This window comes from uncultured Sphingomonas sp. (assembly GCF_964250165.1).
GTDB lineage: Bacteria > Pseudomonadota > Alphaproteobacteria > Sphingomonadales > Sphingomonadaceae > Sphingomonas.
On record NZ_CAXUEK010000009.1, the window covers coordinates 41,857 to 64,454 of the forward strand.

Genomic DNA, 22,598 nt, shown 5'->3' on the forward strand with positions numbered 1-22,598 from the left:
AGGTCAGAGGCTTATCCCGGCATAGCCGGTGCTTGCGGCGTCGCAACCCCGCAGACGGCTGGTCACGCCAGGATCGGCTGCGAGGACAGGCTGGCTTCGCTCCGACGCTCTCGCCGATGTCGCATGAGGTCGCCCCAGGTCGCCCCGATAAGGCCGATCTGCATCAGGATGAGCAATCCGGGACGGGCGAACGGTCCCGCGCTCAACCACATGTCCTGCCAGACCGGGCGGCCGCCAAAATAGGCGTCGGTCACATGCGAGCCGATCGGCACCAGCCGGTAATCAAAAGCAAGGCAGAGCATGAAGGACGACACAAGCGCGGTGATTCGCCCTGCCCCGCGCCACGGTTCGAAAAACACGAGGAATATCGCTCCAGCCGCGGTGTAGCCGCCAGTCTCGTTGCTGATCAGCACCAGCAAATAACATAAGGCGGCGATGCGCGTCCGGGATATCGGCGCAGGGGTTGCCCAGATCGCGACGAACGCCGCCAGCGATGCCAGCTGTACCACTCTGAGCAACACGGTCAGTGCGTTGCCCCAGAACTCCAGCTCCCACGAGCCGACGATTGGCATCAGCCGGAACTGGGAATTGAAGAACTCGACCATCGAGGCATAGGAGCTGGCGTAAAAGACGAAATACCAGTTGGACGAGCGGTCCGCGTCGGACGCGAAAATGGCGATGTTGCGATAAACTTCCATCGGCGTGCCGTGCCCGACGATCGCGAACGAGACGGCGTATACGACGGCGGTTGCAATCAGCGACCATTCCACCGCCCGCCAGCGCCGCTTGAGAAGCTGGCCCGCCAGAACGACGATCAGATACACCTTGAGATTGATCGCGATGGCGATCGCCAGCCAGCGCACCCGCGCCGATCGGACCCCGATCCCGAACATGACGATCAGCCCAGTATAGGCGTAAACCAACAAATTGAGATGCTCGAACGAATACAGCATCGGCAATCCGAGCATCAACATCACCGCGCGCGGAACCGCAGAGCCGCGATCGTTGGCCCGAAAGCTGCGATACGCCAGGCCTGCGTTCAGCAGGTAAAACGCCAGCGTCCACAGCCACAGGCTCCAGTCGCAATCGCGCACGAACCCGACATCGGCATCATAACAGCGGGTCTCGCCAAACGCCTTCGTCAAGACGAACGACAGCGGCGGGTACACCGTGCGCCAGGTATCGTACATCCCGCCGTTGAACGCCCACCAGGCGGTCGAATAGCCATCCGCGTATACGTCGTTCGGGTCCGGCCAGAATGGCAGCGGCAGATAGCCGAGGTGCCGCAGATCGACATAGGCCTTCACCAGGCCCCCGATCAACGCCACCGCGAACAGCCATTCGATGCCACGCCCGGATCGCCAGACAGATTTGCCGGCGGACTGCTCCTGCGACGTGCCTGCGGTCATGCCGGGGCGAGGCGAGACCCGCTTGGGGGCCGCAACCAATAAAATTCGGACGCGATCGCCAGCAACACCAGCAACGCTAGAACGGCCAGCGGGATCGGGTTGAATTGCCGTTCCGGTTTCAGAAAGGCAGGTTCTAGGATTTGCATGTTGAAGTTCGCCGTCAAATCTTCGACGGCCGCGCCTTCGAGATAGCGGGTGTAGCTTTCGTACAGCGCGCGCGAGAAACCCAGTTCGCGGTTGAGCCGATCGAATTCCACCGCCCGCGGCGCGATGCCCGAGGCGGTCAGGCCATTGGCGCTCCGGGTGCGGTCCTCGGCGTCGGCAATTTGCCGCTGGATCGCCGCCAGCGCCGCGCGGATCGATTTGACCTGGTAGCTTTGCTCGGCATTGAACCGACGCGCCTTGGCAAGCTCGACCTGCACCGCCTGATATTGCGCGCGCAAGGCGGACAGGCTGGCAACGGCGTCGCTGAGCTGCGCCTCGGGCGCGATGATCTGATTTTGCGTGCGAAAGCGGTTCACCGCGTTTTCCGCGCGGCTCAGGCGCTCGGTCGCCTCCTGCATGCGCTGGTTCAGGACGGTGCGCTTGAACGCGGTCTGGTCGCGGCTGAGAGTCGCCAGCCGGTTCTGCAGCGCGCGGGCATAGACCTGCGCGGTTTGCAGGGTCTGGTCGGGATCGTGGCCGCTCACCTCGATCTCGATGATCCCGGCGCGCAAAGCGCGGACGTCGGCGATCGCGTTTAGCTTGCGCACGGCGCGATCGAGCGAACCCGCGCCCGTTCCGTCCACCATCCCGAGGGTACGGGCCACGTCCTTTTGCACGTCGAAGCTACGCCCGATGGCGAGATCGATTTCGACCGGCTGATGATTACCGAGCAGTGCGGCGTAGTTACCGCCCAGCTGACTTAGGATCGAGCTCAATCCAGCCGTGTTGGTGTCCTGCGGCGCGAGCTTCACGTCCGCGACATACCGCTCGGGAAACAGCGTGAAGAGCGCGGCAATCACGATCAGGACACCCAAGATCGCTCGCCGTAACCAGGGCCGGCGATACCATTGCCAACCCGCAGCTACATCGGTCAACGCCAGCACTCTCGTCATCGCGTGAGCGAGATCACGGCGGCGGCGCTTAGACCGGCACCGATCAGCAGCCCGGCCACGTCGCGCGCGTGGGCCCAAAAGGTGCTGCCCTGGGTCTTCACCGGCACGAACACCACGTCGCCCGGGAGTGCGCGTTGGTTCAGGCCCCCATGGCGGCGGGTGATCACCGCTCCGTTCGCGCGCACCACGAAGATTTCGCGCCGGTCGGCGACCCGTTGCGATCCGCCGGCGAGATCGAGATAGTCGGACACCCGCCGCGCGCGGTTGATCTGGAACGAACCTGGCCGATAGACCGCGCCGAACACGCCGATCGTGGTCGGCTCGGGCGGGATGTAGAGCCGATCGTTGTTCTCCAGCACCGTCGTCAACGGCAGCGCCGTCGAGTCCGGTTGCACCTCGAGCACGACGCGCCCATCGGGCCGGGCCGCACGCAGCCGGTCGACCACGGCGCGGGCCGCTGCGAGTTGCTGCGCCCGCACGACCGCATCGCTCGAATCGAGTGCGGTGTTGGCCAGCGGTGCCGCCGCCAACGACAGCTCGAGTTGCTGAAGCGCTTCGTCGAAGCTGCGCTGCTGCTCCTGCTGGACCCGCGCGCGATCGAACTCGACCCCGTAGACGAACGCACGCCGCGTCAGGCCACCTGCCGCGGCGAGCGCGTCGGCCATGGTCGCGTTCGGCGGCAGATAGAAATGGCCCGGCTTGTCCACCTCGCCCTCGATCGTGACCAGGATGTTCTGCCGTTCCAGCGGGCGCGCATAATCTGCCACCGACAGCAACCGCAGGATATCCCCGCCCGCGACCGCCGTCTGGTTGGCGTCGGCCAGGTTCAGCTGGACCCAGCCGTTGCGATCCAGCTCCGACAAGCGCGAAACGATCGTTCTGGACGGGTCGGCGAGGGTGGACAGGCCGCCGGCGTACGCCAGCACCTGACCAACGCTTTCACCCGGGCGCGCCTCATAGATCGCCTCGGCATTGACGCTACCCGTCACCGCCACCTGCGGTCCAACGGGGGTGATGAAGATTACATCCTCGTTTTCGAGCACGATGTCCTTCGACTTGTCCCCGCGCAGCAGCAGATCGTACAGATCGAAATCGCTGATGATGCGGCCGGCGCGCCGCACCTGGATCGAGCGAAAGCTGCCCCCGGCGGTCGGCCCCCCGCCGGCCAGCACCGCGTTGACCAGGGTCGATAGGCTGCTGACCGTATAAGCACCCGGATTCGCGGCAAACCCGGTGACGTATACCCGAATGCCATGCAGCTGGGTCACCGACACAGCGATCCGATAGTCGCGATATTCCTCGCTGATCCGGCGCGACAGCGCGCTGGCAAGATCGCCGTTACGCACCCCGGCCAGGCTGACGCGTCCTACGCGCGGGATGAACACCGCGCCGCTATTGTCGAGCGTCAGGCGCAACTCGGACTCCACCGATCCGGTCAGCCCCAGCAGAATTTCATCACCCGGATTGAGGCGATAGTCGGGGGGCACCGCCGCGGTCGGTGGCGGGGTGAAATTGCGGGCCGATGGCAGCAGCAGCGACGCGCCGAACCGCGGCACCTCCCTGCCCAGCACTTGCGTCACATAGCGCTCGTACTCGCCCGGGGACGAAGGTGCGAGCCGCTCCCCGGTCGGTGTCGCGACCGGCACTTCGTTGACGCCGGTCGTGGCGCGATTGGCTCCTTCCGTCTGGACCTGTTGTCCGATCTGTGCGGCCTGCGCCGGGACGGCGCTGATATTTGGCGGCGGGGCGGTCGGCGCGATCGACGGTGCCGACGCTTGCACCGGCGCGGCCTGAGCCTGTGCCTGCTGATCAAAGCCGCCGTTGCGACCATAGGCCTGTTGCTGGATCGGAACCACGGTGCCGTTGATCTGGGCCGGAGCGACGCTTGCCGCCAGAAGCGTTGTCATGGCGACGAGACCGGTCCCGGCGTTGCGGACGGACATCGCGCGAGGACGGGATCCGCGCGCCGGCATATCATCGGCAGAAAAGCATCTGGATGCCTTGTTTACGCCGCAGGCCACATCGTCACGGCGCACCTTCGCCGCATCGCGCCCAGTATGATTCAAGATTGTCTCCTGCGCATACAGCCGGGCTTACCGTCTGACGCCGTGCGATATTCGTGTTGGCCACGCGTTTAGCCGAAAGCGAACCCGTACGCCAAGAGGGTGTCCGACCAGTGGCGGCGTGGATCCTTGGCCTATTGCGTTGCACAAGGGCAACACACGGGATCAATCGGCGGCTGCCTGGGGACGTTGGCCTCATTTTGGGAACAAAGACACGGCTTGGCGGTAAGGCCAGGCTGCAAGTGTCCGTCGCGCGGACCGCCAAAGCGGAGATGTCGTATGAAGTTGATCCCACTGATTTTCGTTGCTGCAACCGCGCTGACGGCGATCCCGGCCATGGCTCAGGACGTTGATCCGGTGTTCACCGGGCCGCGCGTCGAGGGTTTCGGCGGGGTCGATTTCCAGCACTACAAGATCAATCCGACGCCGGCTGGCGCCGAAACCAAGCACACGGGCGGCGTTGCGGGTGTGCTCGGCGGTTTTGACATCGGCGTCGGGGGCCTCGTGGTTGGGGCGTTCGGTAGCTATGCATTGCCAACGTCCAATTTCTGCGCGTCGCGTCCGGCGTTCCTGCCGGACCAATGCGTCCGGCCCGAGCGGGAGATCGAAGGCGGCGCGCGCGTGGGTGTCAAGTTCGGGCCGCGTGCGCTCGTCTATGGCAAGGGGGCGTACGTGAATACCAGCGTCAAGGTGCAATCGACTTTCACAGCGGGTGGCACCTTCAACACGCATGTGAACGAGGACGGATGGCGCGTCGGGGCAGGCGCGGAGTATGCCCTGGCCGAGCATGCGTATATCAAAGTCGAATATGATTACACCCAGACGAGCCGTTTCAGCCTTCAGCCCTATGGCTTTGCCAATACCGACTATCGTCAGACCAAGAGTCAGGTGCTTGGCGGGTTCGGGGTCCGCTTCTGATCGTTCGCTTCGCGGGCAGGGGCATGACCGCCCCTGCCCGGATTGCTACGGTAAACTGCGCCTGCCGACATGTCCTTGACCCGGTCCGACACGATCATCAAGTCGGTCCTGCTCTGCTTAGGTGTCGTATCGATCGGCGTCCCGCTGGCCTTCCTACTTGTCCGGCCCGCGGACGCACCGACTCACAGGAGTAGGCTGCATACTCCACGCGTGCTGTCGCGGTCGGTGATCCCGGTCGTGGAACCGCTCCACTTTGAGAAGGTGGCACCGGCATCCGCTCGCACCATCAACGCCGGCGTGCCGTTCGCGAGCGGCCGACCAAGCCCGGCCCAGCCATTCCGGTTTACCGGCGCGGACGCGGATCGAGCGCGTGCCACCGACTGTCTGGCCGCAGCTGCCTATTACGAGGCGGGCAGCGATCCGATGGGCCAACGCGCCGTGGTGCAAGTGGTGCTGAACCGGGTTCGGCATCCTGCATTTCCCAAATCGATCTGCGCGGTGGTGTTCGAAGGTTCGCAACGTACCACGGGCTGTCAGTTCACTTTCACCTGTCGAGGGGCGCTGATCCGTTACCGACCTACGCCGTCGGCATGGGGCGGCGCGCGCGCGATCGCCGCCGCCGCCTTGTCGGGTGCGGTTGACGAAACAGTCGGGATCGCGACGCATTACCATACTGATTGGGTGGTCCCTGCCTGGAGCGCCAGCATGGACAAGATTGCAAAGGTAAACACGCATCTGTTTTTCCGCTGGACCGGCTGGTGGGGCGGAGCTGCAGCGCTCAACCAGCCCAGCGACATCAAGGAACCTGTGGTGGCTGCGCTCGCCGGACTTTCTCCGGCGCATGCCGGCATTGGTGAGGATGCGCTCGCCGGTGCCGGCTTGACCGTCACGGCGGGAGGCCATCGCCCGGTCCTTTCGACCGCGAGTGATCCTGACATGTTCCTCGTCGAACTCCTGCCCGGCGGAGAATCAGGCTATGCTCGTCGGGCCGGAGCGCTGTGCGGGACGCGTGAGATCTGCCGCGTGCTGGGATGGACCGACCGTCGGCGCGTCGCCCGTGCCCTGCCGCTTTCGCCCGATCAGCTGGCGTCCTTGGCGTTCAGCTACGCTCGGGACAGGGGGACGGGTCTGGAGCGCAGCCAATGGGATTGCGAGCGCGTCGTTCGTCCCGACCCGAGCGAGTGCCTGCACGGCGGGGCACCGCGTCTGCCCGGATCGTGACTGACAGGACCGGACTCGATGCGCGTGAGTCCAAGGCTTTTCGCGCATGATGAGTATGGAGGGAGTGCGTCAGGAGCGGCATCGCTGCTTGACACCGCAGATCGCCAATCGCTGCGCGTTATGATTGTCGGCGGCGGCGGCCGGACCTTCGTCATGCATCCTCTGATAAATGAGCGCGTGAAGGTGGAGAGCGGAAAGCGGCCCGAATGGCCGGTCAAGGGTCTCACCAGCACGAGTTCCGTCTGGTCGCGCTCAGCGAGCCGGAATCGAGAGCCATGCACGATTGCGTTGCGCGGACGCGAACGGCTTGCCACTCTGGCCACTTCCGATTGGGGAACGCCACATGCTTCGCTTCCTTCTTGCCTCCCTGCTGACCGCCGCGCCGCTCGCCGCCGCCGAGCCGGCGACCAAGGAGCAGCTGATGACGCCGCCGGCGGGTGCGCGCCACTACACGATCAGCTCCGTCGCCGGAAAGCATGGCGACATCTGGTCCTGGCGGCTGCCGGACGGCAGGCGCGCCTATCGCATGTCGATGTCCCTGCGCGGCTGGGTGACCGAAAACGATGAGCTGGTCACGCTGGGCCATGACGGCCGGCCCACCACGATCGCCGTACGCGGCTACACCGACCAGGGCGATGCGACCGAGGACTTCCACGTCGATGCCGCGGGCGACGCGCACTGGAGGACGGCCGTCGACAACGGCGCCGCGCCATTCACGGGACGGCGCTACAACAGCTATGGCGGCCCACCGCTGGCGAGCGAGCTTGACGTGGCGGCGCTGGTGGCTGCCGGCGACAAGGGCGTGGACCTGCTACCGAGCGGCCACGCCTTCATCGCGATCGGCGCGCCGGCGCGGATCGACGGGCCGCAGGGCCAGAAGTCGGTCAAGCTCGCCTTCATCACCGGCTACGGCTTCTCCCCGTTCCCGGTATGGCTCAGCGCCGACAACCGGTATTTCGGGAACGCTGGCCAGATCTCGCTGCTGCCGGAGGGATATGAAGCGGCCGGCCCGAAGCTGAAGGCGATCCAGGACAAGGCGATCGCGGCCATGGTGCGCGACGACGCTCATCGATTCCTCGTGCCCGCGAACCGCACGCCCACGCTGATCGATCACGTGCTGATGTTCGATTCAGTCGCGGGTCGGTATCTGCCTGACCGAGCGGTGCTGATCGCCGACGGCAAGGTCGCGGCCGTGGGTGTCGGCGGCACGGTGAAGGCGCCGACTGGCGCCAGCGTGATCGACGGCCGCGGCAGGACGCTGACGCCGGGGTTGTGGGACTCACACCAGCATGTCGGCGATGACTGGAACCTGCTGCAGAACGTCGCCACGGGCATGACGAACTATCGCAGCCCGGGCACGATGATCGAGGATGCGCTCAGCATCTACAAGCGACGTGCCGCCGGCGACCTCCTCGCGCCCGACGGCAAGATCTCGGTCATCATCGACCGTAAGGACCCGCTCGCCGCCCAAGGCGCGCTCACCGTCTCGTCCGCGGCCGAGACGATCGCCGCGGTCGACAAGATCAAGGCGGCGGGGCTGTGGGGTGCGAAGTTCTACACCTCGATGGACCCGGCCTGGATCGCGCCGGGCGCCGCCGAGGCGCACCGGCTGGGGCTGCACGTCCACGGCCATGTCCCCGCCGGCATGCGCCCGCTCGACGCGGTGCGCGCGGGCTATGACGAGGTCACGCACATCAACTTCATCATGATGCAGGCGATGCCGCAGGACGTGGTGGACAAGTCCAACACGGCAGCGCGGTTGGAGGGGCCGGCGCGCTACGGCAAGGATGTCGACCTGGACTCGCCGGCGATGAAGGCGTTCTATGCGGAGCTGGTCGCCCACCACACGATCGTCGACCCGACTTTGGTCGTGTGGGAACCGCTGATGACCTCCGACGGCACGGCGATCGCCCCCGAGTACGCGCCGTTCGCCGCCGTCTCGCCGCCGGGCGTCGCGCGCGGGTGGAAGACGTCGGGTTATCCCCTGTCCGGCGGGTTGACGCGAGACGATTACCGCAAGAGCTTCGCCAAGATGATCGGACTGGTCGGTAAGCTGCACGAGGCCGGCGTACCGATCGTCGCCGGCACCGACGGATCCGGGCTGGAACTGGTGCGAGAGCTGGAGCTGTATCAGCAGGCTGGACTGACCAACGCCGAGGCGCTGCAGACCGCTACCATCGTTCCTGCGCGGATGACGGGCATGGCCGACCGCACCGGATCGATCGCGCCGGGCATGACGGCCGACATCATCTTGGTGGACGGCGATGTCTCGCACGATATCGCCAGCCTCCGCCACGTGGAAACGGTGTTCCTGGACGGCTATCGCCTGGACGGGCAAGCGCTTCGGCAGGCGAGCGGCCTTAGCGGGATGCCAAGGTGACTGAGTAACCTCGCACGATCATCGGCGAGGCGCAGCCCAGCGCGCCGCCTGCCGCGCCTGGTGCGAGAAGCACGGCGTCGCCGTCGCCGAGGCGTTGAAGAACTGAACGTCTCCGGTCGCAAGCTCCGTCGCGTGAATTCGACCGCATGATTGCGCAGGCGACCGCGGCGAACCGGTCTATTCAGATCATCGTCGCTTACGCACTTTCACGCTTTGCGCGGCGGTTGCTGACCCAGATGACCGCGAAACAAACATTGGATGAAGCAGGTATTCGGTAATTCGGTGATTGATGTATCGCCGATGATGCCAACGGCCGTTCATGCGCGGCATGATCGGTCTGGTAAATGGAAAATATGCAAACGACGCCTCGAGCTTCACTGCCCGTGATCGCCGCGGCAATGCCCGCGCTGGCTACTAGAACGGCGAACCGGTGCCGTTCGGCTACGAATCGCGTGTCGTCGTCACCGATGGTCGCAAGGGACGCAAGAAGCTCTTCATCATTGGGGGAGAAGCGGCGATTGTCCGCCTGATCTACGAACTCGCCAGCCTGGGTCTGACCGGCAGGCCAATCGGTACCCGCGCATGCCAAGCACCTCAACGCCAACGGATACGCGCTTCGCAGCATAGTCGTTCTTCCATAGCAACGTCGATGTCATTTTGACCCGCGAGCATTACAGCGGCTCATACCGCGATCGCGCCGTGGACGATAGGGGAAGTAAGCCGACCGAGGCCGAGGCCATTGTCGTGGCCTGCCACAGATCATCGCGCCGACCTGATCGCCAACGTCGCCGCCATTCGCGCCAAGGCCGCGCCCGCGGTAAGCCGCCCAGGATCACCAACTCGCCCGGTCTCCTCGGCGGGATCGCCACGTGCGGCCATCCCGAGTGCGGTTCCGGAATGGTCATGCGCAACCGGCAAAGGCGGTGCCTATCGCTACTATGTCCGCAACCGGAAGCGACCGCCGGCGCCGCGAGTTGCCCGAGCAAGGTGATCCCCGAAGACGCGCTTGACGCTATCGTGCTGGATGGCCTTCTCCGGCTAGTTCTCGACCGTCGCAGCTCAAGCTGCTCCTATCAACGACAAGGAGATCATCGTGGCCGGCTCTATCGCCATGCTCGAAGCTGCAGCCACCAAGGGTAAGATGAGCGCCGCCGCCGCAGTTCGCGGTTCTGACCGGAAGTGGTGCCCCATGGACCACCCGATCGGGCACTCTGATCGTCGGGAAATTTCGGTCCCGTTCCAGTAATCTGCACCGACTAAGGCGGCAGCATCTCCAAATCGGGCACCCGCTTTGTGCTCAACTTGCAACGCGATAATATACCAATCGGGCTCGTATCTAGGCTTCTGCTTCAGAGCCGGCTTTAGGAGCGATTATTACGATATGCTGCCTAGCCGACCGATAGCTTTCGGTCCCCGTCGAACGAACGTCGCGCACAATCGATCTCGCCAGCGTGTCGCTCCACCAAAGGTCGAGCGCGCTGACGAGTTCGCTTAACGATACGTCGAGTTCATTCAGCGAGTATTCCACCCTCGGCGAAAACCGCGGCGTAGGAATGCCGACGCACCAATCCATGACGGTCCAGCAGACGCATGGTCTGGATTAGCATCTTCTCCGAGATGGCCACCCACCCTGCGGCGCAACCGATCGCGGACATCTGCCGCAAGGCGGGGCTCAGTACTGGGGCGATTATCTGCACTTCCCGAACAAGGAAGAGCTGATCTCCGCGGCGTGCGCTACAGCAGCGCTCTCGAACTGGCGCCGTCCGACGATTGGGACGACCCCGTGGCGATACACGCCACGATCGCGAGTACGCGCATCGTGAAACGCAGATCGCCAGTGCCGGCATAGGTGAGCGCCGCGGTGAGTCCGAGCGCCAGCATGCTGCTGCCTTGGTCGAACGCCTGCATGATGCCGCTGGCCAACTCGACGGAGAAGGACGTAGTTTTCCGGCTCTGGGCCGACTTCCTGGGCCATCTTAAAGAGCACGGGCTAATCTCGTCGGATCAGATCGTGAGCGACTACCTCAACGAGTTGCAGACGTTCTTTTGGGAGGCGGCGCGTGCGGCCCGAGGGTGGGACGTAGTGTTCGTTGACGAGATGCACCTGTTCAACGCCCAGGAGCGGCTGATCTTCCACAACCTGCTCGAACGGCGATCGAACGCCGCTCGTCATGATGGCGCTAGATCCCAAGCAGTCGCCAAGGCAAGTCTACACCGAGGTCAGCGACGAGAAGGACGACAGGGCTCCCGGCATCTACCAGCGGGCTCGTCTGCCTAACCCCGACAAGATCGACCTTGTCGAGGTGTATCGCTACACGACGGAGATAGCGGACCTGATCAAGGGCGTCATCGACGCGGCGCCGGCGCTCGACATGAACGACGACTGGAACCTTCCAACGGGCGTCAGCAAGGTTGGCAGCGGACCGAAACCAAATTTCCGGATCGAGCCCGACGCGACGCGGGTCTTCAGGCGATCGATGGAGCTTGCGGCGTCCCTGCAGGGAGAGGCGCGGAGCCGAGGTGGGCAGGTGGCGATCCTCTGTCTCGACTACGAGCGGTTCAGCACCTATTATCTTGCCGCGGAATATCAGCACTCGCGCGAAGTCTTCGTGATCCGTTCGCGTGACGATATCAACAAGCTGCGCTATATGAATAGACGCATCGTCTTCAGCATGCCGGAATACGTGGCGGGGCTGCCATTCGACACGGTCGTGCTCGCTGACGCGAATGCGAACCTAGTGCCAGATGGGGGCTTTCGCGGCCATTCAGAACGAAATTTCCCGTCAGAACTGTATCTAGGAATCAGTCGAGCGGAAAGGAGGCTCGAGATCATCGCGTCGAAAGATTGCGACGGCTTGTCACCGTATCTGAGTGCTCTCGCGGAACAAGACCTGCTACTGGCGGCATAGGTCGGACCAATAGCGCGTCGGCGCGATCGCAGACCCGACGTCATCAGCGCCCAAGTCGCGGATAACCGCTTTTTAACAAGTAAGCGTCGGTTGCAACAATCAATCGAATGCCGCTAGTTTCAGCTGAACGAATGACTGGTATCGGGTGCTGGCCACGCCGCTCTCATCGTCTGCTTGTGGGTCTCAGCCTGCCTAAAACGAACAGGCCGCGCTACCGGTCGAAGCCGTTGTCATTGCATGAGGCCAGCGTAGCTAAGGGCGCTCGATTGCTGTCGAACCGGGACGATCGCCGGATGGCGCATCGCGTTCCGACCGCCGATCACGTCTTGATCTGGGTTGTGCCGTCGCGAGAGCGGCTATATCCCGCCCCGCGGGGGACGTCATCAATGCATAATTCGGTCAAGCCGTTTCTGCTGGGCGGCGTCGCCGCGACCGCGCTCACCGTCGGGTGCGTCGGCGCCGCTCCGGCCGCCGCTCAATGCGTGACGAGCGGGTCCACCGTGACCTGCAACGGCGCGACCACGGACGGGCAAGCGCAGCAGGCGATCGATGGCGCGACGCCGCCGAACCTGACATTCAACATCAACGCGGGCGCCAGGATCGCGACCGTCCAGCGCCAAATATACGTTCCGAATAGCGCCTCGGTCGCCATCAACAACGCTGGCGTCATCGGCACATCGCCCACCGTGACGACCGACCTGTCGGTCGCCGGCGCGAGCCGGTCCACGGGCGTGAACTCGGGCGTGGTCAACGGCTCGGTCAGCGTGGGGTCACAGTTCGGTAGCAGCCCCGGGGCCGGTGCGGGATCGTTCGCGAACACCGGGACCGTGACGGGCACGGTGTCGCTACAGGGCTCGGGCGACCAGAGCTACACGGGCGGCGGCGCGATGCAGGGCGGGCCTTACAACTATTATTACTTCAACGCACTAACCCTTGCGTCGCGCGCGTCCACCACGACCACCGCCGCCGATGGCACCCGGACGACGTCCGTCACGGGCGGCCTGGCCAGCGCTACGGTGGACGGCGTCCTGCGGTCGCCCGGCACCCAGCCCAACTTCCTTGGCGTATCCGTCACCGGGATCGGCGGGTCGACCGTGGGGATCGGCGGCACGACGGGCGGGGTCACCGTGAGTGCGCTGGATGCGAACACGGTTTTCCGGAGCACCTATTCGTACCAAGTACAGAACTCTGCTTCGACCAATGTCAACAACAGCCAGGCTGTCGGGGGTGCCGCCACGCTGACGGTCAGCTCCGGCGCGACGGTAAACGGGACCTCATCGGTCACGGGGCTCACCATCGCCACCGCTTCCGTGAACGGCGCGATGCTGCCCGGCGGACAACTGTACGGCTCGCCGCTCTTGACCGTGACGGCGAACGCGGCAGACACGGCCTATTCCAATTCGCAGACCTCTTCCGGCTTCGGCGCGAACGCCTCGTCGAGCTACCAAGGAGCGAACACCAGCACGTCGCGTGGCGGAACGGCCAGCGTCACGGTCGGGACCGGCGCCAACGTCGCGGGCGGCGTGTCCGTCATCGGGGGATCGACGGCCGGTGCAACCGTCAACGGCGCGATCAGCTCGACCAGCGGCTCGTCCTACTACGTCAGCAATCTTGCCGTGACGGCGGGGGCGGCCGACTCGACATCGAGCTATTCGAGCCGCAGTGATCCTTCCGGCAGCTCCTCCACATCATCGGCGAGCACCACCCAGCGTGGCGGGGCCGCGAGCGTCACGATAGGCGAAATCGGCTCGGTCGCCGGCGCCGTGCAGGTGAACGGCATCACCAACGCTTCCGCTACCATCGCCGGCACGGTCGGGACCGCTCAAACGCCAGGGGGCGTGAGCGTGGTCGCGCAAGGGTCGGACACGACCTCGTCAGGTTCCAGCTTTTCTACGGGCACGACCGGCTCGAACAGCACCAGCGCCAACACTAACACCTCGCGCGCGGGCGCGGCCAGCGCACTCGTCACCGCCACCGGGCGGGTTGCTGGCGGCGTCGGCGTGTCGGGCGGGACGAGCGCGACCGCCACGATCGACGGCGTAGTCGGATCGACCGCGAGCCCGTTCGGCGGCGTATTCGTGTCGGCGTACGGCACCGACGGAACGACCACGACGACGTCCACCAGTTCGGCTGGAGGGGCAAACTACACGCAAACGCAAGACAGCTCTTCGTCAGCGCGGGGCGGCCCTGCGACCGTGATGGTGAGCGCGACGGGCAGCGTGATCGGCTCCGTGTCGGCGGGCAGCAACCGTGGCCCGGCGACCGCCACGCTTGCGGGACGAGCGGGTGTGGCGAACGCGCAAAACTACAGCCCGGCCCCGAGCCTCTCCGCGACCGCCACCGGCGTCGACACGCGGAGCACATCGACCAGCGGGCCGAACCGCAACGCTTACAGCAACAGCTCGACCGCGGTCGGGGGTCAGGCAACGGCGACGATTCTGGCTGGCGGCGTCATGTCCGGTGACGTGGTCGCGACGGGCGATGCGGGCGCGATGGTGGTCAACGCCGGTTCCGTCACAGGCGCGCTCCGGGCGGCGGCGGGCGCCGCCAACACGGTGAACAGCAGCGACAGCACGGGGTCCGCGACGACCAGCGGCGGGGTGACGACCTCCACCAACCAGTCGAATCCGGCAACACCAGCACGCCTGTGGCGGCCGATGCGAGCGTGACTAATACCGGCTCGGCAGGGTCCGTCGCCGCGACTGCGACGGGCAACACAAGTTTCCGCAACGACGGCACCGTCGCGGGAGGCATCGCGTTGGCCGCGACCGCCAGCCAGACGACCTCGAACCAGTCCAACAAGTCGGTTTACACGTCGACCCCGGCGACCGGCGGCGGCGCGACCACCGTTTCGACGAACACGTCCACCAACAACAGCACGTCGCGACCGGTCGGCGGAAACGTCGTCGCCGTCTATAGCGGGACCGTCGGCACCAACCCGACCGACCCGCGTCAGGCGCAACGGACGGAGATCACGCAAACGGCGGACGGCTCGAGCACCGCCACGCTGGCGGGCGTCGTGCACGCGAACGTCACCAGCTCGACCGGGCGCGCGACCGCCAGTACGACCAACTCCTCCGCCGACAGGGTCACGACGCAGCCGCTGGTCGGCGCGGGCACGGCGGCCGCGACGGAGACAACGGTGATCAGCAGCCGCGGCAATCGGACCGCGACGGGCGGCCCGAGCAGCGTCGTCGTGACGGGCGCGGTCCGCAACAACGGCGCGGGCACCGGCAACGTAACCGTGCAGGCCGCGATCGGCGCCGCGAGCGCAACGGTGAACGCCGGGGTGATCGAGGGCGCGCTCCTGCTCAACGCGGGCGCGGGCCAGAACACGACAACGAGCCTCGACGGGACCACCATCTACACGCGCGCCGCGTCCACTACTTACTACTCGCCCTTCGTCGAGCAGTCGTCGACCACGACGTCCTCGACCTCCACGCGGCTCGCGGGCGGCACGGCGACGGCGACGCTCGCGGGCGCGGGGGTCGGATCGGTGCGGGTCTCCGGCGTCGGCACCGGCGCGGGCAGCACGGCGGCGACCGCGAGCGTCGACGCGGGCTCCGTGGTTGGCGCTTTCACCGTCGCTGCGGGCGGAACCGACACGCGCACGGACCAAACCGACACGTTCGCCAACGGCGTCGACACGATCGTGACCACGCGGACGGACACGGTGTCGCCGCTGGCCGGCGATGCACGGGCCGACGTGGCGGGGCGGATCGGCGGCGCGGCGGCCGTGACGAGCCAGGGGGGTGCCGCTACCCTCGACGTGACAGGCGTCGCGGCGGACACGGTGAGCGTCACCGCGAACGCGTCCGACCGCGTCACAACCACGACCCAAGGCTATGCCGTCACCAGCCCACAGGGATACTTGGTCTATCGCCAGACGTCGCAGACCGTCACGTCCACGACGACCGCGCGCGGCGGCGTCGCCACGCTGGCGATCTCGGGCGCGCCGCAGGCCGGGGAAGCCAACGCGGTCGGCGGGGCCGTCACCGTGGACGGCTTCGGCGGCTCCGTGTTGACCGTGGCGGCGGGCTCGCGCCTGCTCACGGGCGGCGCGCCCGTCCGCGTCGTCGGCACGGCCGCGAACACGACGGCGTCGACGACCTACAGCTACGATCCGAACACCGGGGTGTTCACCGGTTCCATGACGAGGCAGACGTTCACGCCCGTGGCCGGCCCGGCCAGCCTGACAAACGCGGGCGTGATCGGCGCGCCGACCGGCTATTTTTCGGCATCCGTCCCGGTGCGCGTCGAGAGCGTCGGCGGGGCAACGATCACCAACTCGGGCCAGATCTACGGGAACGTCGATGCCGCAGGCGTCGGCGAGCGGCGGGACGTCACCACCGTGTTCACGCCCGCACGCGGAACGGTGCCGCAGACGAGCGTGGCGACCACGACGTACACGCCCGTCGCCGCATCGGCGCGCATCGCCAACACGGGGGTGATCAGCGGCCGCGCGGGGGTGTCCGGCAGAACCGGCACCGTCACCAACGCGGGCGTGATCCGGGGCGTCGCCCTGCTCGGCGCGGGCGTGCGGACCTACACCAACACGGTCACGTCCACGAACGCGTTCGACGCCAACGGAAACCTGGTCACCACCAGCGTGACCTCGCCCGCGGCGGCGCCGTCCGCGCTGTTTGCCCAGAGTCTCACGCTTGACCAGAACGGCCTTCTGCTCGGCGGCGTGCGCGTGGAAGGCGCAACCACGGCCGATCCCGCCACGGTCTCCCCGATCCGGACGTCGACCGTCACCGCGACGGTGAACCTGAACGAAGGGTCGGTCACGCTCGGCGACGTGACGGGGCAGCAGGACACGTCCGGGCGGCTGACCCGCACCGCCGTGAACCTGAACGGGAACGGGTTCCTCGGCGTTGGGCCGACGTTGCAGGCCGCGCAGCCGGCGGGCGGCGGCGTCAGCTTCACGGCCGCGCCCAACTACGCAGCGTTCGCGGCGATCGACCCCGCGCTCGGCACTGCGGGCGCGAGCGCGTTAAGCCCGGAGGTAGCGCTCGCATCCGGCAGCCGCGTCAGCGGCGTCGATTCGGTCACCAAGACCGGCGGCGGCGCGTTCACGATTGTTGGCGCGCCCCTGCTGCGCGGTGCCGGATCGCCGACCTTCACCGTCGACGCGCCGCTCGTCCGTGTCGCGGGCGGCGAGCTGCAGCTCGGTGTGGCGGGCGTCGATTCCGCGACGGGCCAGGGCGTGTTCGGCGTCAACGGCGCGGTCAAGAACAATGGAACGCTGGTCGTCGGACGCCGGATCGCGAGCGGTGCGCTGTCGGGGGTGCAGGGCGTGACCCTGTCCGTCACGGGCAACGTGTCGCAAGGGGCGGCCGGTACGCTGGTGCTCGCGGCCTCGCCGACGCCTGCGCTCCAGACCGCGCCCTCGCTCACGACCACGTCCAGCTTCCTGAGCGTGGATGGGGCGCTGTCGCTCGCGGGCGTCGTCAACATCGCCGCGCCGCAGGGCATCTACCTGAGCGGCCGCGGGCCGGACATCGCCAGCGTCGGCGGCGCGTTCACCTCGACGGCAAGCGTCAACGCCTTTGCCTCTCCCTTTGTCAACTTCGGGCTCGCCACGCGGACGGAGGGCGGGCGCACGATCGTGTCATTGAACGTGACGCGCACTTCTTATGCGAGCGTCGCCGGCAACGGCAACGCCGCCGCCGCCGCCGGGGCGCTGCAGGCGGCGATCCCGGCGGCGGTCACGGCCGGGGCGGGAAGCGATCTCGCGGCGGTGATCGCGGGGCTCGACACCGGAGGCGCGGGTCGGGCCGCCGGGGCGCTCGACGAGTTCGGCCAAGCGTCGTTCTACGGGTCGCTCGCCGCAGTCTCCACCACCCGGCCGTTCGGCGAGGTGACGGATGCGCTGGCCAGTATCGACTCGGATCCGGCGCGTCCCGTCTCGCTGTGGCTGCGCGTGGGGGGCGCGGGCACCCGAACCCGCGGCGACGCGGGCACGGGCGCGCGGCAGCTGACCGCCAACAATTACGGCGCGATTGTTGGGCTGGCCGTGACGAGCGGAGGCATAACTGCCGGCATCGGCGTCGGCCCGGGCTGGACGGACGCGAATGCGGGGATCGGGCGTGCTCGCGCGAACGGCTGGATGTTGGGGGGCTATGCGGCCGGCCGGATCGGCGCGCTGTCGCTCGCGGGGCAGGCGGTCGCGGGCTGGTCGAGCTGGAACACGTCCCGCAACCTACAGAGCTTCGGCCGGTTCGCGACAGCAAGCTTCGACGGGCGCGAAATACGCCTGAACGGCCGCGCCGCGCTCGACCTTCCGATGGCGGCGATCACGCTGTCTCCATTCGCCGGGCTGGAATGGCGTCAATGGCGTCTCAACGGCTTCGCGGAGCGGGACGCAGGCGCGTTGGGCGTCACCTCCGGCCGGGCATCCAAGTCGATCCTATCGCCGGAGGTGGGCGCGCGCGCCAGCGAGACGAGGGGCGCGCTGCGCGCCTTCGTGGAGGGCGCGTATGTGTTCCAGCCGGACATCGGATCGGCGCGCGCCTTCTCGCTCACCGGCGCGCCGGTCGGCTTCGTCGCGCAGGGCGTAACGCCCGGCAAGTTCGGACGGGTCGGGACGGGCCTCGAGACGGACATCGGCCGGGGGACTGTGTTCGTCCGGGGCGACCTGTGGGCGGGCGGGGGCAACCGGTTGGGAGCCGTTCGCGTCGGCGCGCGCGTACGACTCTAGTCGGTATGGAACGGGCTGTCGAGTTCGTCGGCGGCGGCCTGGTTCCGGACAGGTTCGGCGTAGTCCATCGGTCTTCAGCGTTGCTGCACGGCCTAATGACGCTGCGCGCAACACCTGCATAATTGAGATGAACAAGCGTCTGGTTCCGGGCGGCGATTGCTGGCCGCTGAACGGCTGGTTGTGGGTCAGACCAGTTCTGCCAGTCGCACACAGTTTCTCCCAACTGATTTGGCCGCGTAGAGCATCGCGTCGGCGCTCTCGAGCCAAGCGGGTACCGAGGTGAGTCGTGGCGTCAGCGCCGCGACCCCGAAGCTGGCCGTAACTTGCAGCGTGCGGCCCTCTGAAACTGGCAGCGAATAATTGGCGATGGCTTGGCGAATCCGCTCCGCCACCACCATCGCTTCGTCGCCCCCGGTTTCGGGAAGGAGTAGCCCGAACTCCTCGCCGCCAAGCCGTCCGAACATATCGGTTGGCCGCAGTCCACTCCCGGCGATCTCCGAGATCTGGTGCAGGACTCGGTCGCCGGTCGCATGCCCATAGCTGTCGTTGACCGACTTGAAGTGGTCCACGTCGAGCATCACCAACGTGCTCGGCCGACCGTACCGACGCGACCGGGCCATCTCGCGCTCCGCCTGCTCGACAAAGCCTCGCCGGGTGAGCGCGCCCGTCAGTTGATCGATCTGCGCGATCATCCGCAATTCGAGCTCGTCGCACACGATGTTGGCGAAATTGCTGAGGATGGCGATGTCGGCGGGACTGAATCCTCTGGCGCGCGTGTCCATCGCGCAAAGTGAACCGATATTATACCCTTCCGGCGTGCGCAGCGGGACACCGGCATAGCTGCGGATATGCGGTGGGCCGACGACCAAGGGGCTGGCTGCAAACCGCGCGTCCAGATGTGCGTCTTCGACGATCAGCGGCTCGCGCTGTTGGATCGTGTGGGTGCAAAAGGAGATCGCGCGCGGCGTTTCCGACCGGTCCAGGCCCCGTTGCGCCTTGAACCACTGACGATCGCGGTCGACGAGCGTCACCGTCGCGATTGGCACGGCCAGAACCGTGCGGACCAGCGTCACGATATTCTCGAACGGTTCCTCGATAGCGGTGTCGAGCACGTCCAGACGGCGGAGCGCCGCAATCCGCGCGTCCTCATCGTGCAGCCGAGGGTCATTCATGATGTTGTCCCTTCATCATCGCGCGAACCGCGGTCGTCAGTTCATCGGCATAGCTGTCGACCAGCGTGCGAATGCTGGCCTCGATCATATCGTCCTGGACTCCCGCGACCTGCAGGCTTGCGATGAGCGCGGCCAGGTGGGCCTGATGTCGATCGACGCTGTCCAGCAACTCCGCCGGAATCTCCAGCGGTTCGGCGGCGGTAGGCGGGGGACGCAGTTGATCAATGCGCACGGGTCATCCTCTGCGATACGGTGACCGCAGGCCCTAAACTGGAACGTTTAACAGGCGCCAAATCGGCATGAACGGCTGGCCGCTTGTCGAGAGCAGCGGAGTCGCCCGGAATGGCGGCTTCCGGGTTAAATGGCCTTTAGCTGATCGCGGCACTGCGCAACGGCCGCTAGGGCCGGCACGCGGTGCGGCGGCTCCTGCTCGATGTAGACATGTTCGACACTGCCGCGAGCAGCAGCGAACACAGGACGCCAGTCGATCGCGTCCTCGCGGCCGATGACGCCAGTTGTGAAATCGGTGCCGTAAGTTCCCAGCGCAGGCTTCGCCCGAAGACCCTTGGCGTGCAGCAGCCGAATGCGATCGCTGTGACTTTGTAACAGCGCCACCGGATCGTCGCCGCCTGCCGCGGCCCAGGCCACGTCCAACTCCCACTTCACGAGCGCAGCATCCGTGCGGGCGAGCAGAATATCGATTCCGCGTTGACCGTCGTAGCTAGCAAATTCGATTGGGTGATTGTGGTAGGCAAATGCCAGACCTGCAGCACGCGCTCTCGTAGCGAGTTCGTTCAGCGTATCCGCGTTTCGTCGCCACGCGTCTGCCGTCATCGCCGCACGCATTGCAGCTAGCCAGCCGACGCCTGCCGCGGACGGCTGGTCCGGCTTTGGCGACGCAACCACCAGCCAGCGGGCGCCGACGTCGCGTGTCTCACCGATACAGCGGGCAGGATCGATCAGGAGGTCGCCCATCGCATAGTGCGCGCCGACCGGACGTAGATGCGCGCGTGCGGCTGCAGCGGCGAACGCGGTCGGCGTTCGAGCATGTAGGCCCGCTAACTCGATCTCTTGGAACCCTAGCTCGCCCAATCGGCGCAGCGTCCCGTCCACATCGCGCGACAGCTCGTCAGTGACCGACCAGAGCTGGACCGCCAGGGGCCAAGCGAACAGGTGCCGCGCCGCAGAAACTGACGCGGCAATCAGACCCGCTCCACCGCCGGCCGCCGCCCGCAGCAATGCGCGCCTAGGCCAGCCTGTGGTCATATTCGCTACCATGCGGTGCATCTAATGAGCGATCAGATCATCGGTCAAATCTGCCTTGGGCCTGAGCCAGCATGCAGCTTTGTGCTCCTGAACCAAGGTTCGGATTGGGAAGGGACTGCCTGGTGCTGAACGTCCAGAACTGGCTCGTTCTGGCCTGAGCTACCGAGCTCCTGCCAGCTCCGTGACGCCCGACCTGAATGCCGCTCAGCCCTTCTTGATTACCGTGTCGGCTTTTTTGTTTATCTCGGTTTCCTCGGCTTTCGACATACGTCCCGCCTTCACGGCCTGGCTCGCCCGTGCCTTCGCGTTCTTAGCATGAGCAGCGTCTTCGATCGGAAACGCTCGCTTCTCAGGTTCGGCGAACTTGCTCGCGGGCAGTTTGTCGCGATCAGCTTCAGACAGCTTGGCCATGCTCTTCTCCTTCAGATCGCAAACGCCGCAAGGCGAGCTCGGTTCAGCCCGAGCGGGTCGCGCATCGATCAAGGCCGCCAGCCGACGTTGTGTTTGACAGTCGAGCCGATGCTCGCCCGACCTGAACAGATGTCCGAAGCTGGGGAGCTCAGAAGCGGCTGGAGGTTCAAGCGAGCTCTTCTGGTCTGGTGAGATGAGCGGAACAACGGCCGACCCCGGGCAGGATCCACGAGGCGCGCCGGATCTCGCACCCTTGTGGAATGTCCTGGACCTGACACCGGAAGGACGGGATCCGGATTGGCATCCGAAGCTGAACTCCTGAGCGACGGCCACTGACGCAGTGAGAGCCAAGACGATGATCACGGTCTGGGGCGGACAGACCTCGCGCTCGATCCGCGCGGTCTGGGTCTTGGAGGAGATGGGCCTGCCGTACCGCGTGCGGCACGTGGACATGCTGGCCGCGGAGAAGGACCCTGAGTGGCTCGCGGTGAATCCCGGCGAGTTCCTGCCCGCGATCCAGGACGGCGACGTCACGATGGTCGAGTCAGTTGCCATCATGGAGTACCTGATGGGCCGCTACGGGCCCACGCCGCTTCAGCCGTCGCCGGACGATCCGGCCTTCCCGACCTACCAGCAGTTCCTTCACATGGGCGAAGCTGGCTTGGCGACATTGATCATGGTCCCGCTGGTGAGTGGCTTCATCGCGCCCGAGGCGGAACGGAACAACTGGGGCGCCCGATGGGCGCGCGAGTGCGTCGAGCGACGACTGCTGCTCGTCAGGCGGCAGCTCGCGCGCTTCCCCTACATGGCCGGCGACAGGTTTACTGCGGCCGACATTTCGGTGACCTACGCGCTGAGTCTTGGCGCCAACCACGCCGGCTTTGTCCCCAACGACGCCGAACAGGCCTACCTTGCACGAACTACGAGCCGTGACGCCTACAAGCGTGCTGTCGATCGTTCGTATGGGGTGCGACAGCCTAGGTCAGTGATCAGTCTAGGCTCGATTTCACTTAGACAGAAGCGTATCCGCTATTTCTGAGGTATGCGGC

17 protein-coding genes are annotated in these 22,598 nt (G+C 66.1%); 9 read left to right on the forward strand and 8 right to left on the reverse strand.

What is annotated here, in order from left to right; genetic code table 11:
- Positions 1-62 precede the first annotated feature (62 nt).
- The 3 genes from ACFE64_RS03375 to ACFE64_RS03385 form a co-directional block, all read right to left on the reverse strand.
- Positions 63-1,409 carry a glycosyltransferase family 87 protein gene (locus tag ACFE64_RS03375; RefSeq protein WP_375391044.1) on the reverse strand — a complete coding sequence of 449 codons (1,347 nt, stop codon included), beginning with the start codon at positions 1,407-1,409 and terminating at the stop codon, positions 63-65.
- Positions 1,406-2,428: a hypothetical protein gene (locus tag ACFE64_RS03380; protein ID WP_375391045.1), complete on the reverse strand. Its 1,023-nt coding sequence runs from the start codon at positions 2,426-2,428 to the stop codon at positions 1,406-1,408. The genes ACFE64_RS03375 and ACFE64_RS03380 overlap by 4 nt, the downstream gene beginning before the upstream one ends.
- A 74-nt stretch (positions 2,429-2,502) precedes the next feature.
- Positions 2,503-4,413, reverse strand: coding sequence for an SLBB domain-containing protein (locus tag ACFE64_RS03385; protein WP_375391046.1), 1,911 nt, complete (start codon positions 4,411-4,413; stop codon positions 2,503-2,505).
- Positions 4,414-4,848: 435 nt separating this feature from the next.
- Between ACFE64_RS03385 and ACFE64_RS03390 the strand changes: the two genes are divergently transcribed.
- The 5 genes from ACFE64_RS03390 to ACFE64_RS03410 all read left to right on the forward strand — a co-directional run bounded on the left by ACFE64_RS03390 (position 4,849) and on the right by ACFE64_RS03410 (position 10,228).
- On the forward strand, positions 4,849-5,487 hold the full coding sequence (locus ACFE64_RS03390) for an outer membrane protein (RefSeq protein ID WP_375391047.1): 639 nt from the start codon (positions 4,849-4,851) through the stop codon (positions 5,485-5,487).
- A 210-nt stretch (positions 5,488-5,697) separates the two neighbouring features.
- Positions 5,698-6,708, forward strand: a complete 1,011-nt coding sequence (locus ACFE64_RS03395; protein WP_375391048.1) for a cell wall hydrolase — start codon at positions 5,698-5,700, stop codon at positions 6,706-6,708.
- A gap of 343 nt (positions 6,709-7,051) precedes the next feature.
- Positions 7,052-9,088 carry an amidohydrolase family protein gene (locus tag ACFE64_RS03400; RefSeq protein WP_375391049.1) on the forward strand — a complete coding sequence of 679 codons (2,037 nt, stop codon included), beginning with the start codon at positions 7,052-7,054 and terminating at the stop codon, positions 9,086-9,088.
- 430 nt (positions 9,089-9,518) lie between these two features.
- Positions 9,519-9,749: a hypothetical protein gene (locus tag ACFE64_RS03405; protein WP_375391050.1), complete on the forward strand. Its 231-nt coding sequence runs from the start codon at positions 9,519-9,521 to the stop codon at positions 9,747-9,749.
- 83 nt (positions 9,750-9,832) lie between these two features.
- Positions 9,833-10,228, forward strand: coding sequence for a recombinase zinc beta ribbon domain-containing protein (locus tag ACFE64_RS03410; RefSeq protein ID WP_375391062.1), 396 nt, complete (start codon positions 9,833-9,835; stop codon positions 10,226-10,228).
- A 594-nt stretch (positions 10,229-10,822) separates the two neighbouring features.
- On the opposite strand, the gene ACFE64_RS03415 is transcribed toward ACFE64_RS03410, so the two are convergent.
- Complete coding sequence (locus ACFE64_RS03415; protein WP_375391051.1) at positions 10,823-11,011, reverse strand: hypothetical protein; 189 nt, start codon at positions 11,009-11,011, stop codon at positions 10,823-10,825.
- 248 nt (positions 11,012-11,259) lie between these two features.
- Here ACFE64_RS03415 and ACFE64_RS03420 point away from each other — a divergent pair, with 248 nt between their 5' ends.
- From ACFE64_RS03420 to ACFE64_RS03430, 3 genes are all read left to right on the forward strand, one after another.
- Positions 11,260-11,997, forward strand: coding sequence for a hypothetical protein (locus tag ACFE64_RS03420; protein WP_375391052.1), 738 nt, complete (start codon positions 11,260-11,262; stop codon positions 11,995-11,997).
- A gap of 176 nt (positions 11,998-12,173) precedes the next feature.
- On the forward strand, positions 12,174-14,666 hold the full coding sequence (locus tag ACFE64_RS03425) for a beta strand repeat-containing protein (protein WP_375391053.1): 2,493 nt from the start codon (positions 12,174-12,176) through the stop codon (positions 14,664-14,666).
- Entirely contained in the window at positions 14,663-18,700 is a 4,038-nt protein-coding gene (locus tag ACFE64_RS03430; protein WP_375391054.1) for a hypothetical protein, read from the forward strand. The genes ACFE64_RS03425 and ACFE64_RS03430 overlap by 4 nt, the downstream gene beginning before the upstream one ends.
- A 185-nt stretch (positions 18,701-18,885) precedes the next feature.
- Here the strand turns inward: ACFE64_RS03430 and ACFE64_RS03435 are convergent, their stop codons facing one another.
- The 4 genes from ACFE64_RS03435 to ACFE64_RS03450 all read right to left on the reverse strand — a co-directional run bounded on the left by ACFE64_RS03435 (position 18,886) and on the right by ACFE64_RS03450 (position 21,549).
- Entirely contained in the window at positions 18,886-19,872 is a 987-nt protein-coding gene (locus tag ACFE64_RS03435; RefSeq protein ID WP_375391055.1) for a GGDEF domain-containing protein, read from the reverse strand.
- The gene (locus tag ACFE64_RS03440) at positions 19,865-20,104 is read right to left on the reverse strand and encodes a hypothetical protein (RefSeq protein WP_375391056.1); all 240 of its coding nucleotides are present in this window, start codon (positions 20,102-20,104) and stop codon (positions 19,865-19,867) included. Before ACFE64_RS03440 ends, ACFE64_RS03435 begins: the two co-directional genes overlap by 8 nt.
- Positions 20,105-20,229: 125 nt before the next feature.
- Positions 20,230-21,159 carry a sugar phosphate isomerase/epimerase family protein gene (locus ACFE64_RS03445; RefSeq protein ID WP_375391057.1) on the reverse strand — a complete coding sequence of 310 codons (930 nt, stop codon included), beginning with the start codon at positions 21,157-21,159 and terminating at the stop codon, positions 20,230-20,232.
- A 183-nt stretch (positions 21,160-21,342) separates the two neighbouring features.
- A complete protein-coding gene (locus ACFE64_RS03450) occupies positions 21,343-21,549 on the reverse strand; it encodes a hypothetical protein (RefSeq protein WP_375391058.1) in 207 nt (68 codons plus the stop codon).
- Between the two features lie 355 nt (positions 21,550-21,904).
- On the opposite strand from ACFE64_RS03450, the gene ACFE64_RS03455 reads away from it, so the two are divergent.
- Positions 21,905-22,588, forward strand: a complete 684-nt coding sequence (locus ACFE64_RS03455; protein ID WP_375391059.1) for a glutathione S-transferase family protein — start codon at positions 21,905-21,907, stop codon at positions 22,586-22,588.
- Positions 22,589-22,598: the final 10 nt, after the last annotated feature.